Genomic DNA, 16,429 nt, shown 5'->3' with positions numbered 1-16,429 from the left:
ATAAACAGATGAAAATAAAAAACATAATATTCGATTTTGGAGGTGTACTGATTGATTGGGATCCGAGATACCTTTATCGGAATGTATTTCAGGATGAAGCAGAAATGGAATACTTTTTAAAGGACGTTTGCAGTACCGAATGGAATATCAAACAAGATGCAGGTCGCTCATTAAATGAAGCAACTGAAGAATTAGTAAAAGAAATCCCTCAATACGAAAAAGAGATTAGGAATTATTATTCTGATTGGGTAAAAATGATTGGGGGAGCAATCGAAGAAAATGCCGCGCTGATAAAGGATTTGAAAGATAAATATCGCTTGTTTGGACTCACGAATTGGTCGGCTGAAACATTTCCAATAGTATTTGATCAATATCCTTTTTTCAAGGAATTAGAAGGTATAGTAGTTTCAGGAACAGAGAAAATTATAAAACCTGATGCACGGATATATCAATTGTTACTTACCCGATATGGATTAGAAGCGAATGAATCATTATTTATTGATGACAATCAGGAGAATATTAATGCAGCAAACAGGCTTGGTTTTAATACAATACCTCTGTTAAAGGGAGTAAATTTGAAAGATGAACTTGAACGTTTGGGATTGTAAATAGATAATTGAAATAAATATGACCTATTGGGATATTCTTGATGAATTTATTAAATCAAACAAGCTGGTAATAGATAGAAAAAAGGGAACAACTCACCCTAAATATGAGAACATGATTTATCCGGTTGATTATGGATTTATTGCAAATACTAAATCAATGGATGGAGGAGGTATTGATATATTTATTGGTGAAGAAAAGGAGAAAAAGATAAATGGAATAATTTGCATTGCTGATAGAATTAAAAATGACTCTGAGATAAAAATTATTTACGGATGTAGTGAAAAAGAAATCGAAGTTGTGCTTTACTTTCTAAATAATTCAGACTACATGAAAGCGATTTTTATAAATCATGATAACAATTCTTGACGGAATAAAAACAGGCACGCACTAAATGGATAAATTTATACAAAGTATCGATAAGCAGATAGAATTTAATCAAGGGAAAAATATCTTCCTTGATAAGCCTGAAATGTTTCGCTTTATTAACGAAACAATTAATGCAATTTCGAACATCAATGAATTAAACAGTGATTCCGAAAAGTTTTTAGTCGATTATGCTGCTGATAAAGCCATTGAAGAATTTTGCAGGGTAAACCAATACTATTCATTTGATACAAAATCAAAAAATGAGCTGAGAAATATTTATACCTGTTTATTTGCAGATATGCGTACTGGAATAATTTCTGCAGAAAGCATTTCAAAAAATCATTACAAAAGGCTAAAAGACTGGATTAAGAACAGCAATTCATTTGCCGAAAAAATTTATTTGAATGCCGGTTCAAAAGTTGAACCTGTTGTCTGCTCAGAATACAGTCCCGGTTTGCAAATTGAGATTCTGCAAATTGAAACGACACAATTAAAAGAGCCGGTTTTAGATATAGGTTGTGGAAAACAAGGAAATTTAGTCAATTACTTATGTGAGAAGGGCATTGACACATATGGTATCGACCGGTTTTCTTTCACAAGTAATAATCTTTTCAATTTTGATTGGCTGGAATATAATTATGGAATAGAAAAGTGGGGAGCAATAATCAGTAATCTTGGATTTTCCAATCATTTTAAACACCATAATTTAAGAGAAGATGGAAACTATATTGAGTATGCAAAAAAGTATATGGAAATATTAAAATCACTTAAAATTGGAGGTGCCTTTTATTATGCGCCCGACTTGCCGTTTATTGAGCAATATCTTGATTCCAGACAATTCAGGATTGATAAAAGAGAAATTGGTGAATATGATTTTAAAACAACAAAAATAACACGGTTAAAATAGAGAGCGGCACCATACCATCAACCGCACACGGAATTGAAAACCCGGGAATAGAATAACAATTTACTGTTCATCGCGAAAAACTAAAATAGCCATCAAACTTAATTATGTATTGCTGCTTTTTTTTATATTTGCAGACTTTATTTTTTTTACATAAAACATTCAATAATGAAGACTTTAAAATATTTGGTATTGTTTTTTATTACAATTGCCGTTTGCTCGTGTGACAAAGATGAGAATGAAATTTCGAAAGCTGATTTCAGTGTGCTTGGAATCACAAGCATAAGTGTAAATGACATAGAATACAGCATTGATGACCATCTGCTGTTAAAATTAGAAGATTCCAAGAATATTGCTGTTACAGGAAGCCAAATCACAGAATCTACCAAACACTGTGTAATAGAATATTCAGTACTGTCAACGACAAAAGAAACGCCTTTTGTTTCAGCAAAAAGTTCTTGTTCAGGCGTATCTGTTAATGTTGATTCAAATACCTCCACTGATGGAGTAACACGCATTGTTTTAACAGTTAGCAGAAGTGGGTACAAGGAACAGGCAATCTATAAATTTAATTTTGCAAAAATTTAAATGGATTTTTGTAATTGCAAAAGGGGAACAAAACCGAAAAAGTGGTTTCAAAAAAGTATCAGAATAAAAGAGAACGGTCAGGCTTCCAGCCCGGCCTTTTTTTTTGTCCAATCAAAAAGTTGACTTGTATGAGTTTCAGATGGGTTGTCCAGACAAAAAAAAGTCTTGTATGAGTTTCAGATGAGCCGTCCAGAAAAAAAGTTGACTCGTATGAGTTTCAGATGGGTTGTCCAGACAAAAAAAAGTCTTGTATGAGTTTCAGATGAGTCGTCCAATCAAAAAGTTGACTCGTATGAGTTTCAGATGGGTCGTCCAAGCAAAAAAATGGCTTATATGCGTGGCAAAAAGGTCATCCAGACAAAAAGTTGACGTATTTCTCAGGGAAATAAGCTGTCCAGACAAAAAGTTGACGTATTTCTCAGGGAAATAAGTCATCCAGACAAAAAGTTGACGTATTTCTCAGGGATATAAGTTGTCCAGACAAAAAGTTGATGTATTTCTCAGGGAAATAAGCCGTCCAAGCAAAAAGTTGTTGTTTTCCTCACAAAAAATCAGATTTTAAATTTGAGTGATTGTTAACGGTTTCTCCTGTCGAAGGTAGACGGTTTGATGCGGGAATGGAATCTCAATTCCGTCTCTGTCAAATTGTTCTTTAATAGATTTCAGTAAATCGCATTTCGTCACAAAAGCTTTGCCCGAATCTTCGGCCCAAACATATGCTCTCAGCGTAACACTCGAATCGCCCAGATTAATAACCCGAACTACTACCTGATCGATATTTTCCTCTTTTTCTTCCTCTGTTCTGTTGTCATAAAAATTGGGGTGGTTCAAAGCCTGATTCTGAATGATTTCAATTGCTTTGTCGATATTGGAAGAGTAACTGATTCCTATTTCGATGAATGAGCAGACTTTTGCATCGGTAATCGACGAATTTAAAATGGTTTCGGAACTAATAACCGAGTTGGGAATAATTATTCTCCTGTTTTCAGGATTTTTAATCACGGTATGGCGCAAAGTAATATCTTCAACTGTACCCAAGTGTAATTCGCCTATTTTAATGAAATCGCCAACATGAAAAGGTTTAAAAATAACTATGAAGATGCCGCTGATGATATTTGAAAAAGCCTGTTGAGATGCAAAACCAAGAATCGCAGCCAAAATACCGGCACTGGCCATTAAACTTATACCGACATTTTTCAATTCAGGTATCGAATAAAAAACGACGATAACAACAATTGTAAAAATGAGGAAACTAACCGCATTTTTCAGAAAACTGTAATTGGTTGGATCAACTTTTAATAGATCCGAGGCTTTTTTCAGCATGCGGCTCATAAAAAATTGAATGAGTTTGGAAATTAAAAAACCAGAGATGATTGTACCAAGAATAAAAAGTAATTTATACCCAACACCAAGGTTTTTTAAGAAAGCTTCAAATGTTTCTATCATTGTTGTAATATATTTGTTAACCAGTAAATGATTTGTTTAATTTAAAGATACAATTAATCACACTATTTTGTCATGACAAAGAAAAAAACAAGTCGTATTTCGGTAAAAACAGGAATGGCTCCGGGAACTCTGGTGCATATTGGAACCCGGGAACTTGAGCATGCTTCGGTTCAGGTGAGGCAGTACAATTCTGAAGAAATTAAACTATCCGAGTATACGACTGATTTGAACCAGATTACATATGACTTTAAAGAGGGTGATTTGGTTTCCTGGATTCATTTTTCAGGGATTGATATTCCGGCTTATGAGAATTTAGGCAGGCAGCTTGACATTCACAACCTGACTTTGGAAGATGTACTTAATTCCCATTTGAGACCTAAATTTGAGGATCTGGATCACTACAATTTTCTTTCCTTAAAATTGATGATCCCAAAGGTGGGAGAATATAAGTTTCAGTCTGTACCAGTTCATCTTATTTTAGGGGAAAATTATGTGATCTCCTTTATGGATTCGAACTATGCAGTATTGGATTCTTTATTTACCCGTTTGGGAAACAGTACACGAAGAATACGGTCGAAAGGTGTGGATTATTTGTTTTTTGCTGTAGCAGATACAATTGTGGACAGCTATTTTCACATCATTGAAAATTGGAACGATCAGCTGACTGAATTGGAGGATTGCATTGGAAAGGAAGATTCGGATTTTGTTCCGCGGAAAATTCAGGATTTTAAGAAGCAGATCATGAAGGCCCGGGGAAGCATTTTACCTTTGAAGGAGTCTTATGATCTTTTAATTCAAAGCGAATCCGTTTTATTCGCAGATGAGAATGTGAAGTTTTTCCGGGATACGCAGGATCATATTTTGTTTATCATCGATCAGTTGGATTACCTGCGCGATTATCTCTCAAATATTCGCGATACGTATGAGTCCGAACAGAATACTCAGCTAAATAACACCATGAAGTTTCTGACTTTAATAGCAACTGTTTTTATTCCGCTTACTTTTTTGGCAGGTATTTATGGTATGAATTTTAAGAACATGCCCGAACTGGAGTGGAAATATGGCTACTTCGGCATTCTTGTTATCATGATTTTGGTTGCCGCCGGAATGATATGGTACTTCCGGAAAAAGAAATGGCTGTAATAAGCAGCAGGAATTTAATGCGCAAACTTCAAATACGATAAACAGATAAACCTCACAAAACCACAATGTGATTCATTATTTTTTAGCTTTACCATTCCCATTGTGAAACAAATAAATTGAAAGACCAGAATGACCAATTCAAAACAGATGGAGAGTATCGAAAATAAAGACAGCAAGGAAACAAATTCCTTTCATAGTAAATCGATTTTTGTGAAAAAAGCTTCGGGTGATGAGGAGCTTTTTGCAATTGATAAGTTAGAGCGTTCGCTGCAAAATGCAGGGGCAAGTACAGCAGCAATAGAAAAAATTCTTGTGAATATTGAAGATTGGATTTTTAATGGGGTTACTACCAAACAAATCTATTCGCGGGCCTTTTCAATTCTGCGCCGCGAAAAAAATACTTCGGCCATGCGTTACCGCTTAAAGAAAGCAATAATGGAGCTTGGCCCGACAGGATACCCTTTTGAGCAATTTATCGGGCAATTGTTTAAAAAACAAGAATTTGAGATTGAAGTAGGAGTGGTGGTTGAAGGTGTTTGTGTGACCCACGAAATGGATGTAATTGCCACCCGAAATAAGGAGCAGCACTTGGTCGAATGCAAATATCATAAAGATCAGGGCAAACATGTTAGTGTGCAGGTGCCTTTGTATGTGCGTTCGCGTGTGAACGACATCATCGAAAAAAGAAAGGATATGCCCGAATACAAAAACCTTTCCTTTACGGGATGGGTTGTTACAAATACCCGTTTCTCACCCGATTCAGTGCAGTACGGCACTTGTAGTGGTTTGCATCTGTTAGGATGGGATTATCCCCGGAACAGAGGTCTGAAAGAAATTATTGAAGAGCTTCGTCTTTATCCTGTAACGATACTAAGTAATCTTACAAAAAAGGAAAAGCAGGATTTGATGGATCGAAACATCCTTACCTGTTTGCAGCTAAAAGAAAACTTTCATTTATTGGATTCGTTTGCCTTAAGTGAAAAAAGGCAAAAATCATTGAAAAATGAACTTACTCATGTTTGTGGATAGGGGTTCAGATTGATTTCTTCGGAAATAAAAGAGGGTATCCGAAACGTTTAATTTTCCTTTCTTGTTTTAGATGCCTTCTGACTGGTTTTTCTTATTTTGCTTTTAGAAACAAGCTGCGAAATAAGACTTTGCAAAAAGGAATAACTTGTAGTTTATTTGTTTCGCTTGTCGGATTAAAATAGTAAAATGGAACAAAACCGCATTCATATAAAAAACATGGTCTGTCCAAGATGCATAGCTGCTGTGGAGATGGTTCTTAAGAAGTTGAACCTTAATTTTATTGAAATAGATTTAGGGACAGTGATTTTGGATCGATCATTAACGGAGAGCGAAAAGCAAAAGCTGAAAGTTGACTTGGAAGAAATAGGTTTTGAACTTTTAAACGACAAGAAAGCGCAATTGATTGAGCAGGTTAAAAGTGAAATTATCAAAATCGTTCATTATCAGGAACAAGCCATTCAGGCAGGAAATTTAACCGATCATTTGCAGAAGACTATCGGACATAGTTATGCTTCACTTAGCAAGCTTTTTTCCGAATTCGAAGGTAAAACAATCGAAAAGTACCTGATTCTTCAAAAAATTGAGAAAGCAAAAGAATTACTTTTTTACGAGGAATTGAGTATCAGCGAAATCGCTTATCAGTTAAATTACAGTTCCAGTCAACATTTTTCCAGACAATTCAAGTCGATTACCGGCTTAACACCTACCGAATTTGGAAAAAATAAAAAAGCAGGAAGACATTCTATAAATGAGATATAAATCTCTTTTGTTTCTAAATTGTGCACATCTTTTTACAAATTATACACGTCTTTTTTGTAAACAGGCGTTATATTTGTCGTATAAATAATTTGTAATGCTTAAGAAATTCAGTCATTTACTATTAGCCTTGGTTGTATTTGTTGTTACAACAGGTATAACTGTCTCCGTACATTATTGTGGGGGCAATGTAAAAGATGTGTCTTTTTTATCTGCACCAAAAGCTTGCTGCGAAATTCCACAAGGCTGTTGCCATAATGAAGTTTTTACCGTAAAAATTGAAAATGATTTTTCAATTTCTTCTTATACTTTTGATTTTGAGCAATTGGAAGTGGTATTGCCGGCTTTAATTGAATTAATTAAGGTTGAAACACCTCTTAATGTCAGGAAGAATTTCGTAGAGTATATTGTTCCTCCCCCCAAAATCCAAACGGTACTTTCCTGTTTCCAGAATTATAGATTATGATTTGTATCTTATTTTTATAAGATGCGTTGGAATTGCTGTGCCTTGCAGTTTCCTGCGTATCAGTAATTTTAAAAGTTTAAGATAAATCATAATTTATTAACTATGCTTAATAAAATTATTCGTTTTTTCCTTGAGAATAAACTGGTTACTTTTTTGGTGCTGATTGTCATGATTAGCTGGGGAATTATTAATTCTCCTTTTGGCTGGGATACCGGAATTTTGCCAAACGATCCTGTGCCCGTTGATGCAATTCCGGATATCGGAGAAAACCAACAAATTGTATATACGGAATGGCCGGGTCGGTCTCCTCAGGATATTGAAGATCAGATTTCGTATCCGTTAACAACATCCCTTTTGGGGATACCAGGTGTAAAAACCATTCGCAGTAATTCCATTTTTGGCGTTTCCAGTATCTATATTATTTTCGATGAGGATATAGAGTTTTATTGGAGCCGTACGCGGATTCTTGAAAAATTAAACTCTCTTCCTTCCGGAACTCTTCCCGAGGATGTTTCTCCCGCTTTGGGGCCTGATGCAACAGCTCTTGGCCAGATTTACTGGTACACCTTAGAGGGAAGAGATAAAGATGGAAATCCGGCGGGAGGTTGGGACCCTCACGAATTAAGAACCATTCAGGATTTTTACGTCCGCTATTCATTAACTTCGGCCAAAGGAGTAGCCGAGGTCGCATCCATTGGAGGTTTTGTGAAAGAGTATCAGATTGATATTGATCCGGATGCAATGAAGGCGAATGGAGTAAATATTAGTCAGATAATGGCTGCCGTTAAAAACAGCAATCTGGATATTGGAGCCCGAACCATTGAGTTCAATAAAGTAGAATATTTAATAAGAGCTTTAGGGTATATCAAAAGTCTGGAAGACATTGAAAAAAGCGTTGTTGCTGTTCGAAACAATATTCCCATCCGGATAAGGGATGTTGCAAAGGTGAATTTTGGTCCGGCCACCCGTCGTGGTGGCTTGGATAAAGGAGGGGCAGAAGCTGTTGGCGGTGTTGTGGTAGCACGTTACGGTGCTAACCCTTTGCATACCATCGAAAACTTAAAAGATAAAATTGCGGAAATAGAACCTGGTTTGCCTTCTAAAACATTGGCCGACGGCACGCTGTCTAAAGTAACAATCGTCCCTTTTTACGATCGGACAGGATTGATCAAAGAAACCCTTGGAACATTAGAGGAAGCGATTTCACTGGAACTTTTGATCAGTATTTTAGTGATTATTGTGTTGGTGCTGAACCTCAGGGCTTCTTTCTTAATATCAAGTTTACTGCCGCTCGGAGTACTGATCACCTTTATTGCCATGCGTCAGTTTGGAGTCGATGCGAATATTGTTGCTCTGTCGGGTATTGCAATTGCCATTGGAGTTATGGTTGATGTGGGGATTGTATTCACCGAAAACATCATCAGGCATGCCGGGGCGGTTGAAAATGCGGGAGCCAAAGGGAAAAAACTTTTGGAAATTGTTTATACTGCCACAACCGAGGTTGCCGGGGCGGTTGTAACAGCTTTGGCAACTACCATCATAAGCTTTTTGCCCGTGTTTGCCATGGAGGCTGCCGAAGGAAAACTGTTTAAGCCACTGGCCTATACCAAAACATTTACCATGTTGGCTGCTTTGCTGATTGGTTTAATCATCATTCCAACATTGGCTCATCTGGTATTTTCAATTCGTTTCGACAAAAACAAATACTCTAAAATCTGGAACAGCCTGATAATTTTGGCAGGCATTGTTTTGTCGGTTGTTTCAGGGAAATATATCGCAATGGCTTTGGTTGCATATGGCTTAAATGGTTTGTTTGCCGATAAATGGAAAGAGGCCAAAAAGTCGTGGGTGAATTTAATAAATATTGCCATCACAATTGTGGTAGTTGTATTCTTCCTGACCAAGGCATGGTTGCCTTTGGGAGCAGAGAACAGCCTGTTTGCTAACTTCTTGTTCGTAATTGCAATTGTAAGTGTCGTTTTAGGTGCTTTATCATCAGTCGTGTTTTTTTATGCGAAAATTCTGAAATGGTGTTTAAACAACAAATGGAAATTTTTATCGGTTCCCATCCTGTTTGTGGTATTTGGAATTTCAATATGGCAGGGATTTGACAAACTGTTTGGTTTTATGCCTGATTTTGTTCAAAATACCGGTGTTTATAAAAAACTGGATGCTGCTATTCCGGGAATTGGTAAGGAATTTATGCCTTCGCTTGATGAGGGATCATTCTTGTTTATGCCAACAACAATGCCACATTCCGGAATACAGGAAAATCTTGATGTGATTGCCGTTTTGGATAAAAAGATCAATTCGATTCCTGAGGTGGAAAGCGTAGTTGGAAAATGGGGACGTGTAAATTCTGCTCTCGATCCGGCACCTACTTCAATGTTCGAAAATTTGATCAATTACAAGTCGGAGTATATGCTGGATGAATCCGGACACAGAATGCGGTTTAAAGTAAACAGGAAAGACGCGTTTGTGTTGAAGGATGGCTCTACATACAATCCCAGGGAAGAGGGGTTTCGTTTAATCGGGAAAGAAAATCTGATAGAAGACAACAATGGAGAGTATTTCCGTCAATGGCGCAAAGAAATAAAATCGCCGGATGATATTTGGGATCAAATCATCAGTCAATCATCAATTCCAGGCTTAACTTCTGCCCCAAAACTGCAGCCAATTCAAACACGTTTGGTGATGCTGCAAACCGGAATGAGGGCACCCATGGGAATCAAGGTTTTCGGTCCCGATCTGGAGTCAATAGAGAAGGTTGGATACGAGATTGAAAAACATCTGAAACAAGTGAAAGGAGTGCAGGCCATGTCTGTTTTTGCCGATCGGGTGGTGGGGAAACCTTATCTGGAGCTCGAAATTGACCGGGATGCGATTTCTCGATACGGCATTTCTGTTAAAAATCTGCAATCGGTAATCAGCAGTGCCATTGGAGGAATGCAATTGACAACAACAGTGGAGGGAAGAGAACGATTCCCTGTTCGCTTGCGGTATGCGCGGGAATTTCGCGACAATCCTGAAGATATAAAGAAGATACTGATTCCGGCATCGAATGGTGCTCAAATTCCTTTAGGCGATTTGGTAAACATTCATTACATCCGGGGACCTCAGTTGATTAAAAGTGAAAATACCTTTCTGGTAGGATATGTAATTTTTGATAAAAAAGAGGGATTCGCAGAGGTTGATGTGGTTGAGAATGCACAGGATTACCTAAAAGAAAAGATATCCGAAGGAGAATTAAATCTGCCTGCAGGTGTCAGCTATGTTTTTACCGGAAACTATGAGAATCAGATTCGCGCAACAAAACGATTGATGATTGTTGTGCCAATTTCATTACTGATCATTTTTCTGATTCTTTATTTCCAGTTTAAATCTGTTGTATCAACAACGTTCATATTTACTGGGATACTTGTAGCCTTGTCAGGCGGATTTATTATGCTTTGGTTGTATGGTCAGCCTTGGTTCCTGAACGGAGAGTTAGGCGGCATTCACTTAAGGGATTTGTTTCAGGTTCACACCATAAATCTGAGTGTGGCAGTCTGGGTAGGTTTTATTGCTCTGTTTGGTGTCGCCACTGATGATGGCGTTTTGATTAGTACCTACATCAAACAGCTGCAGGAAAAAAGGAGTCCTAAAACAGCAAAAGAGGTTCGTGCTTTGGTTTTGGAAGCGGGTTCAAAACGGGTTCGTCCTGCAGTTATGACAACAGCAACAACCATTATTGCCCTGATTCCAATTTTAACATCAACAGGAAAAGGTTCCGATATTATGGTGCCGATGGCAATTCCACTGTTCGGAGGAATGACCATTGAGGTGCTGACGATGTTTGTTGTTCCGGTTCTGTACAGCATGTGGCAGGAAGCTAAAGTTACAAAGGAGTTAAAAAAACGAAAGGAAAAGAATCATGAGAAAAATAAATAGAATTATCACAGTCCTGTTTCTTTTGACATCTTCTGTTGCCTTTGGCCAGCAGGAACTGTCAGCTTATCTGAAAATGGGAGCAGAAAATAATCCGGGACTGCAGGCCCGCTTTAAGGAGTATATGGCAGCACTTGAGCTTGCTCCTCAGGTGAAAGCACTGCCGGATCCCCAGTTGGCATTTGCTTATTTTATAGAACCGGTTGAAACAAGAATGGGGCCTCAGGAATTTAAATTTTCGCTTTCGCAGATGTTTCCCTGGTTCGGGACTCTTAAAGCAAAAGAAAATATAGCGGTTCAGAATGCCAAGGCCAGGTATGAGGTTTTTCTGGATGCCAAATCAAAATTATTCAGTGATATCAGTGCAAACTATTACAACATCTATTTTAATAAGAAGGCCATTGCAATAACCAATCAGAACTTTGAAATTCTGAGTGTATTTAAAAAGTTGGCAGCTGTAAAGGTAGAGGCTGGTTTGGTTTCAGCTGTTGATGGGTATCGTATAGAAATGGAAATTGGTGATTTGCAAAATCAATTGGCTCTTTTAACCGATAAGCAGGAAGCATTGGAGTTTTCTTTCAACAAACTGCTGAATACTGATCCATCCAATGAGGTAGATACTCCGGATGTTCTGTGGGAAGACGATATTCGTTTTGCAAAAGAGGCTTTGTTGGATTCTGTGAGAAGCAACAATCACAAGCTGCTGGGAATAGCGCTTCAGCAGGAGTCGTTGAAATACCGAAAGATACTGGCAAACAAACAAGGCAAACCCAATTTTAATTTAGGATTTGAGTATACAATTGTTGGGAAGGGAGATAATAATCTGGCAGGAAAAGATGCCTTTGTTTTCCCTAAAGCGGGGATTACAATTCCTCTTTACCGGAACAAATACAAAGCAATGATTAATGAAGTTGTTTTGCTTGAAACCGCCAAAGAGATGGACAAAGCCAATACACAAAACATGTTGGAGTCCATATTCGAAAATTCATGGAAAGATTACAAAGACGGACACAGAAGAATTGCTTTGTATATCTCCCAATTGGAATTGGCCAATAAATCGTTAAATCTGTTGGAAACAGATTATGCAACAGGGAATAAAAATTTTGAGGAGATTTTAAGAATGGAAAGAAAGGTTCTGAAATACAAGCTGGAATTGGAAAAAGCCAGAGCAGATAAACAAGCAGCAATTGCATTTATCTACTACTTAATGGGGAAATAAACCATTCCATGTGGCAGCTAAAAAACAAATTATAAGCATATGAAACGTCCATGATTAAGTAATTATTAACTCACACACGAAAATGATTATTTACTCATGGTAAGTTCCATCGGACCATAAAGTAAAAAATACAAACAGATGAAAAAAACAATCAATAATATAAAAGAGAATTACAAATTGGTAATTGCAGTTTTGGTAATTGGAGTTTTTCTCGGCCTGATATTTTCCGGATCGTCTGATAAAACAGTTGCAGGCACCAATGCTGTTGAAGGGCACGAAGGGCACAATCATGAATCTGAAGATCCAACTACCTGGACTTGCTCCATGCATCCGCAAATAAAACAGGATAAGCCGGGAAAATGTCCGATATGCGCAATGGATTTAATTCCGCTCATAAACAGGCAATCTAAAGGAGATGATATCAGTTCGAACGAAATTGTGATGACAGAGTCTGCGGCTAAATTGGCGGCCATTCAAACCATGAAAGTTCAATTGGGAGTTCCTGAAAAATCGATTCGTTTGCAGGGGAAAATTCATGCAGATGAAAGAAATATATCGGAATTGACGGCCCGGTTTGGAGGCAGAATAGAGAAGTTATTTGTCAACTTCACAGGACAAACAGTTCGCAAAGGCGACAGGCTGGCTACCATTTATTCTCCCGATTTGGTAACCGCGCAACGTGAATTGTTGGAGGCGATTGGTTTTAAATCGTCGCGTCCGTCCTTATATCAGGCATCTAAAGGGAAATTGAAATTATGGGATCTTACCGATAAGCAAATTGAGGAGATTGAAACAAAAGGAGAACCAATGCTGTATTTTGACGTGTTGTCTCCAATTTCGGGAACCGTTACTGTGCGGAATGTTGCCATTGGCGACTATATAAAGGAAGGAACCAAATTGTTTGAAGTAGTTGATTTATCGAAACTTTGGGTGATGCTGGATGCGTATGAAAGTGATTTGCCCTGGATAAAAGTGAATGATAAGCTTGAGTTTACAGTGCAGGCGATGCCAGGTAAGAATTATGAAGCTAAGGTGACTTTTATCGATCCGTTTATTGACGGCAATACCAGAGTAGCAAAAGTGAGAGCAGAGGTTTTAAATAAAAATCAGCAGCTTAAACCGGAAATGTTTGTGAACGGGATTGTGAAATCTAAAGCTGAGAAAGGATTGAATAAAATACTGATTCCGAAATCAGCAGTACTTTGGACAGGAAAAAGATCTGTTGTGTATGTAAAAGTTCCGAATCGGGAAACCCCGTCTTTTTTGTATCGTGAAATAGTTTTAGGACCCGAAGCAGGCGCATTTTTTGTTGTGAGTGAGGGCTTGAAAGAGAATGAAGAAATTGCAATAAACGGAGTCTTTAAAATTGATGCTGCCGCTCAGCTAATTGGGCTTCCAAGTATGATGAATCCTGAAGGAGGAAAAGTCTCAATGGGTCATAATCACGGAGATATGGTGGGCGGTAATTCGATGCAAAAAATGGAAGGCACTGTGGTGGATGAAAAATTTAAAAAGCAATTAACAGGTTTTTATAACGAATATTTGCTGCTCACAAAAGCTTTTGTTACCTCCAACCCATCTTTGGTTGAGCCTGCCGCGGAATCCTTACTGTCAAAACTGAGTACTGTTGACATGGAGCTGTTAAAAGGGGATGCCCATATGGAGTGGATGACCAATTTAAATGTACTTGAGACCAAGTTGAAAGCGATTGCTGCCAGTAAAGATATTGATGCGCAAAGAACTGCTTTTGCCCCATTTAACCAGGCTTTGTATAAAAGTATAAAATCTTTTGGGCTGTATAAAGTAACAACTTACTATCAATTCTGCCCTATGGCTGCTGATGATAAAGGTGCTTACTGGTTCAGTAATTCTGAGGAAATTCAAAACCCTTATTTTGGAGACATGATGCTCGGATGTGGAGAAGTGAAGGAAACAATTAAGTAATGTGTTGTAAAATAAAATAGTTAATAAGGATAAAAGTAAATGTTATGAAGTTAAAACTAATAGGATTAATCGGATTGTTTTTAGTGAGCGGACTTAGTTTATCTGCTCAGCAAACAAGTAAAAAATTTAAGGTATTTGGTAATTGTGGAATGTGCGAAAACCGAATCGAAAAAGCGGCTTTAGCGGTGGATGGTGTAACACTGGCAGATTGGAACAAGGAAACGAAAATAATTGAGGTTGCTTTTGATACAACCAAAACAGACATTCACAAAATACATATGGCCATTGCCAATGCAGGACATGATACGGAAATGCATAAAGCGAAAGATGAGAATTACAATAAGCTGCCGGCTTGTTGTAAATACGATCGGACGAATGCTGAGATGAAAAGTGACGAAGGACATCATCAGCATGAATAGAACAAATGGTTTGGATATTTTCCTTCAGGATTAAAAATTGAAGCCCGACTGTATTGGTCGGGCTTTTATATGTTTCTCAGGGGTAATACCAATTTAATATCAAAATCCTGCTTAAAATATCAGCTTGTCGTGCTCTGTCTGTATACAAGTCTTCCTTGTCAGGGTATGACTCGATTCTATAAGCACTATCTTATAAGATCAATTTTGATATAATTACTTAATGCATTTGTACACAATAAATTTTTTGTCTTCAGCGATAATCTCAACCGACGAGAACAGAGGCTCCAAATGTATTTTGTAATTTAAATGTTTATTTGCGACAAGCTGAAGATTTCCGCCTTTTTTCAGACAGCGGAGACACCCTTTAAAGAGATGAAGGGGAATTTGGATGTTTATCTCAAATTCGAAATGAAAGGGCGGATTTGTCACAATCAAATCAAAAGTGTTATCATCAAAAATGGTTAGCTCATTATTAAAATGATGATGTATATTTTCTCCTTGAACATTTAATTTTGCTGAAGAAACAGCCAGGTAAGAATCATCCATTAAATGGATTTCAGCATCAGGCAATTCTTTGAATATTTCATTGCCAATAATTCCATTTCCAGAGGCTAAATCCAAAATACACCGATCGGTATCATCTATTTCAAGATGTTCCAAAAAAAACTGTGTGGCATAATCAATATGTTGTGCCGAAAACACTCCCCAATACTGTTTGTAGTCTTGATTGTTGTAGTTTAGCGAGGTAATGAGTTCCTTTTTAACAATGTTTTTCTTTTTTGTAAGCACCAATAGACGCGCTTTTTTTACCGCTCTGCTTTGTTCCGTTACATCGAAATATTCCTGTGCTATTTGTAATAATTTAGGACTAAAATGGCGGGTCATGAATGCACAGATTACGGTAATATCTTCACTCGAATTGCCTGCAATCTGTTCAAGAAAAAGCTGAAAAAGCTCTAAAGATTTAGGCACATTTACCAAGGCGAAATCCATTTCATTTTCAAGAGGTGAAAGCGGATCCGAAAAATTAAGCATTGGAATATTGTGTGCTTTTAAATTGGCACCAATGGCTTTCTGCTGACTTTTTTGAGTGAATACTACTGTCGGGTTAAATGAATGTAAATAACAGCCCAAAAAACCAAACCGGTCACCATAAATGCCCAAATGATTTGGGTTTTTTTCCAAATCAGTAAATGCCTGTAAAAGATATTCGTCCGCAGCACTCCAGGCCTTTAACGATTTATCTTCCGATAGATCATATCTTTTAATTTGATGTTTTTTTTCCTCAAAATTCATATGGTGATTGCCTTAATTTAATGATCTATAGTTGATGATAAGCTTCTTGTATTTTGCCGTTTATTGAATTGATGTTTCTGTTTAGAATAAAAACAAGTGCCGGTTCGGATATATGCCCATCAGGTTATGCCAATATTTAAAATTAGAAAACTTTAGTAGAACGCTATCCCAAATTCCAGCTATTTGCAAACAAAACCAAGCCTGCGAAGATAGAGATTAGATGCGACAAATTGATAGGGTTCTGCACTTTCTAATTCAGTATGGTGCGATTGGGAGTTGAGCGAGGCAACTGTATCGATGTATAACACCTGACAAAT

The 16,429-nt window shown here is 37.4% G+C and carries 14 protein-coding genes; 12 read left to right on the top strand and 2 right to left on the bottom strand.

Translation table 11 applies throughout. The annotated features are described in order from the left end of the window. Nucleotides 1–8 precede the first annotated feature (8 nt). The 4 genes from GQR60_RS11610 (at nt 9) to GQR60_RS11595 (ending at nt 2,467) form a co-directional block, all read left to right on the top strand. Nucleotides 9–608 (top strand): HAD family hydrolase, encoded by a 600-nt coding sequence (locus GQR60_RS11610; RefSeq protein ID WP_124993074.1) that lies wholly within the window; start codon nt 9–11, stop codon nt 606–608. A gap of 19 nt (nt 609–627) precedes the next feature. Then, the gene (locus tag GQR60_RS11605; protein WP_156196799.1) at nt 628–975 is read left to right on the top strand and encodes an inorganic diphosphatase; all 348 of its coding nucleotides are present in this window, start codon (nt 628–630) and stop codon (nt 973–975) included. A 25-nt stretch (nt 976–1,000) separates the two neighbouring features. Then, nucleotides 1,001–1,882 (top strand): methyltransferase domain-containing protein, encoded by an 882-nt coding sequence (locus GQR60_RS11600; protein ID WP_124993073.1) that lies wholly within the window; start codon nt 1,001–1,003, stop codon nt 1,880–1,882. Nucleotides 1,883–2,047: 165 nt separating this feature from the next. Then, the gene (locus GQR60_RS11595) at nt 2,048–2,467 is read left to right on the top strand and encodes a hypothetical protein (protein ID WP_124993072.1); all 420 of its coding nucleotides are present in this window, start codon (nt 2,048–2,050) and stop codon (nt 2,465–2,467) included. A 558-nt stretch (nt 2,468–3,025) separates the two neighbouring features. On the opposite strand, the gene GQR60_RS11590 is transcribed toward GQR60_RS11595, so the two are convergent. After that, nucleotides 3,026–3,913 (bottom strand): mechanosensitive ion channel family protein, encoded by an 888-nt coding sequence (locus tag GQR60_RS11590; RefSeq protein ID WP_124993071.1) that lies wholly within the window; start codon nt 3,911–3,913, stop codon nt 3,026–3,028. Between the two features lie 72 nt (nt 3,914–3,985). Between GQR60_RS11590 and corA the strand changes: the two genes are divergently transcribed. From corA to GQR60_RS11550, 8 genes are all read left to right on the top strand, one after another. Next, nucleotides 3,986–5,056, top strand: a complete 1,071-nt coding sequence (gene corA / locus GQR60_RS11585; RefSeq protein ID WP_124993070.1) for a magnesium/cobalt transporter CorA — start codon at nt 3,986–3,988, stop codon at nt 5,054–5,056. A 129-nt stretch (nt 5,057–5,185) separates the two neighbouring features. Beyond that, nucleotides 5,186–6,085 (top strand): restriction endonuclease, encoded by a 900-nt coding sequence (locus tag GQR60_RS11580; RefSeq protein WP_225441401.1) that lies wholly within the window; start codon nt 5,186–5,188, stop codon nt 6,083–6,085. Between the two features lie 186 nt (nt 6,086–6,271). Continuing rightward, nucleotides 6,272–6,844: a helix-turn-helix domain-containing protein gene (locus GQR60_RS11575; protein ID WP_124993069.1), complete on the top strand. Its 573-nt coding sequence runs from the start codon at nt 6,272–6,274 to the stop codon at nt 6,842–6,844. A gap of 94 nt (nt 6,845–6,938) precedes the next feature. Then, the gene (locus GQR60_RS11570; RefSeq protein ID WP_124993068.1) at nt 6,939–7,307 is read left to right on the top strand and encodes an HYC_CC_PP family protein; all 369 of its coding nucleotides are present in this window, start codon (nt 6,939–6,941) and stop codon (nt 7,305–7,307) included. A 102-nt stretch (nt 7,308–7,409) separates the two neighbouring features. Beyond that, complete coding sequence (locus GQR60_RS11565) at nt 7,410–11,237, top strand: efflux RND transporter permease subunit (RefSeq protein WP_124993067.1); 3,828 nt, start codon at nt 7,410–7,412, stop codon at nt 11,235–11,237. Beyond that, the gene (locus GQR60_RS11560) at nt 11,221–12,453 is read left to right on the top strand and encodes a TolC family protein (RefSeq protein WP_124993066.1); all 1,233 of its coding nucleotides are present in this window, start codon (nt 11,221–11,223) and stop codon (nt 12,451–12,453) included. The genes GQR60_RS11565 and GQR60_RS11560 overlap by 17 nt, the downstream gene beginning before the upstream one ends. A gap of 138 nt (nt 12,454–12,591) precedes the next feature. Then, on the top strand, nt 12,592–14,397 hold the full coding sequence (locus GQR60_RS11555; protein WP_124993065.1) for an efflux RND transporter periplasmic adaptor subunit: 1,806 nt from the start codon (nt 12,592–12,594) through the stop codon (nt 14,395–14,397). Nucleotides 14,398–14,441: 44 nt separating this feature from the next. Next, on the top strand, nt 14,442–14,816 hold the full coding sequence (locus GQR60_RS11550) for a heavy-metal-associated domain-containing protein (RefSeq protein ID WP_124993064.1): 375 nt from the start codon (nt 14,442–14,444) through the stop codon (nt 14,814–14,816). Nucleotides 14,817–15,029: 213 nt separating this feature from the next. On the opposite strand, the gene GQR60_RS11545 is transcribed toward GQR60_RS11550, so the two are convergent. After that, nucleotides 15,030–16,112, bottom strand: a complete 1,083-nt coding sequence (locus GQR60_RS11545) for a class I SAM-dependent methyltransferase (RefSeq protein ID WP_124993063.1) — start codon at nt 16,110–16,112, stop codon at nt 15,030–15,032. Nucleotides 16,113–16,429: the final 317 nt, after the last annotated feature.

Source organism: Labilibaculum euxinicum, assembly GCF_009795715.1.
GTDB lineage: Bacteria > Bacteroidota > Bacteroidia > Bacteroidales > Marinifilaceae > Labilibaculum > Labilibaculum euxinus.
This window is presented reverse-complemented; position numbering and strand designations above follow the sequence as displayed.

Excerpts from the sequence above, each read along its gene's own strand:
- GQR60_RS11600 (WP_124993073.1), top strand. The coding sequence starts at position 1,001 with ATGGATAAATTTATACAAAGTATCGATAAGCAGATAGAATTTAATCAA.
- GQR60_RS11575 (WP_124993069.1), top strand. The coding sequence starts at position 6,272 with ATGGAACAAAACCGCATTCATATAAAAAACATGGTCTGTCCAAGATGC.
- GQR60_RS11560 (WP_124993066.1), top strand. The coding sequence starts at position 11,221 with ATGAGAAAAATAAATAGAATTATCACAGTCCTGTTTCTTTTGACATCT.
- GQR60_RS11595 (WP_124993072.1), top strand. The coding sequence starts at position 2,048 with ATGAAGACTTTAAAATATTTGGTATTGTTTTTTATTACAATTGCCGTT.
- GQR60_RS11565 (WP_124993067.1), top strand. The coding sequence starts at position 7,410 with ATGCTTAATAAAATTATTCGTTTTTTCCTTGAGAATAAACTGGTTACT.
- GQR60_RS11610 (WP_124993074.1), top strand. The coding sequence starts at position 9 with ATGAAAATAAAAAACATAATATTCGATTTTGGAGGTGTACTGATTGAT.
- GQR60_RS11605 (WP_156196799.1), top strand. The coding sequence starts at position 628 with ATGACCTATTGGGATATTCTTGATGAATTTATTAAATCAAACAAGCTG.
- GQR60_RS11570 (WP_124993068.1), top strand. The coding sequence starts at position 6,939 with ATGCTTAAGAAATTCAGTCATTTACTATTAGCCTTGGTTGTATTTGTT.
- GQR60_RS11590 (WP_124993071.1), bottom strand. The coding sequence starts at position 3,913 with ATGATAGAAACATTTGAAGCTTTCTTAAAAAACCTTGGTGTTGGGTAT.
- GQR60_RS11580 (WP_225441401.1), top strand. The coding sequence starts at position 5,186 with ATGACCAATTCAAAACAGATGGAGAGTATCGAAAATAAAGACAGCAAG.
- corA (WP_124993070.1), top strand. The coding sequence starts at position 3,986 with ATGACAAAGAAAAAAACAAGTCGTATTTCGGTAAAAACAGGAATGGCT.
- GQR60_RS11550 (WP_124993064.1), top strand. The coding sequence starts at position 14,442 with ATGAAGTTAAAACTAATAGGATTAATCGGATTGTTTTTAGTGAGCGGA.
- GQR60_RS11545 (WP_124993063.1), bottom strand. The coding sequence starts at position 16,112 with ATGAATTTTGAGGAAAAAAAACATCAAATTAAAAGATATGATCTATCG.
- GQR60_RS11555 (WP_124993065.1), top strand. The coding sequence starts at position 12,592 with ATGAAAAAAACAATCAATAATATAAAAGAGAATTACAAATTGGTAATT.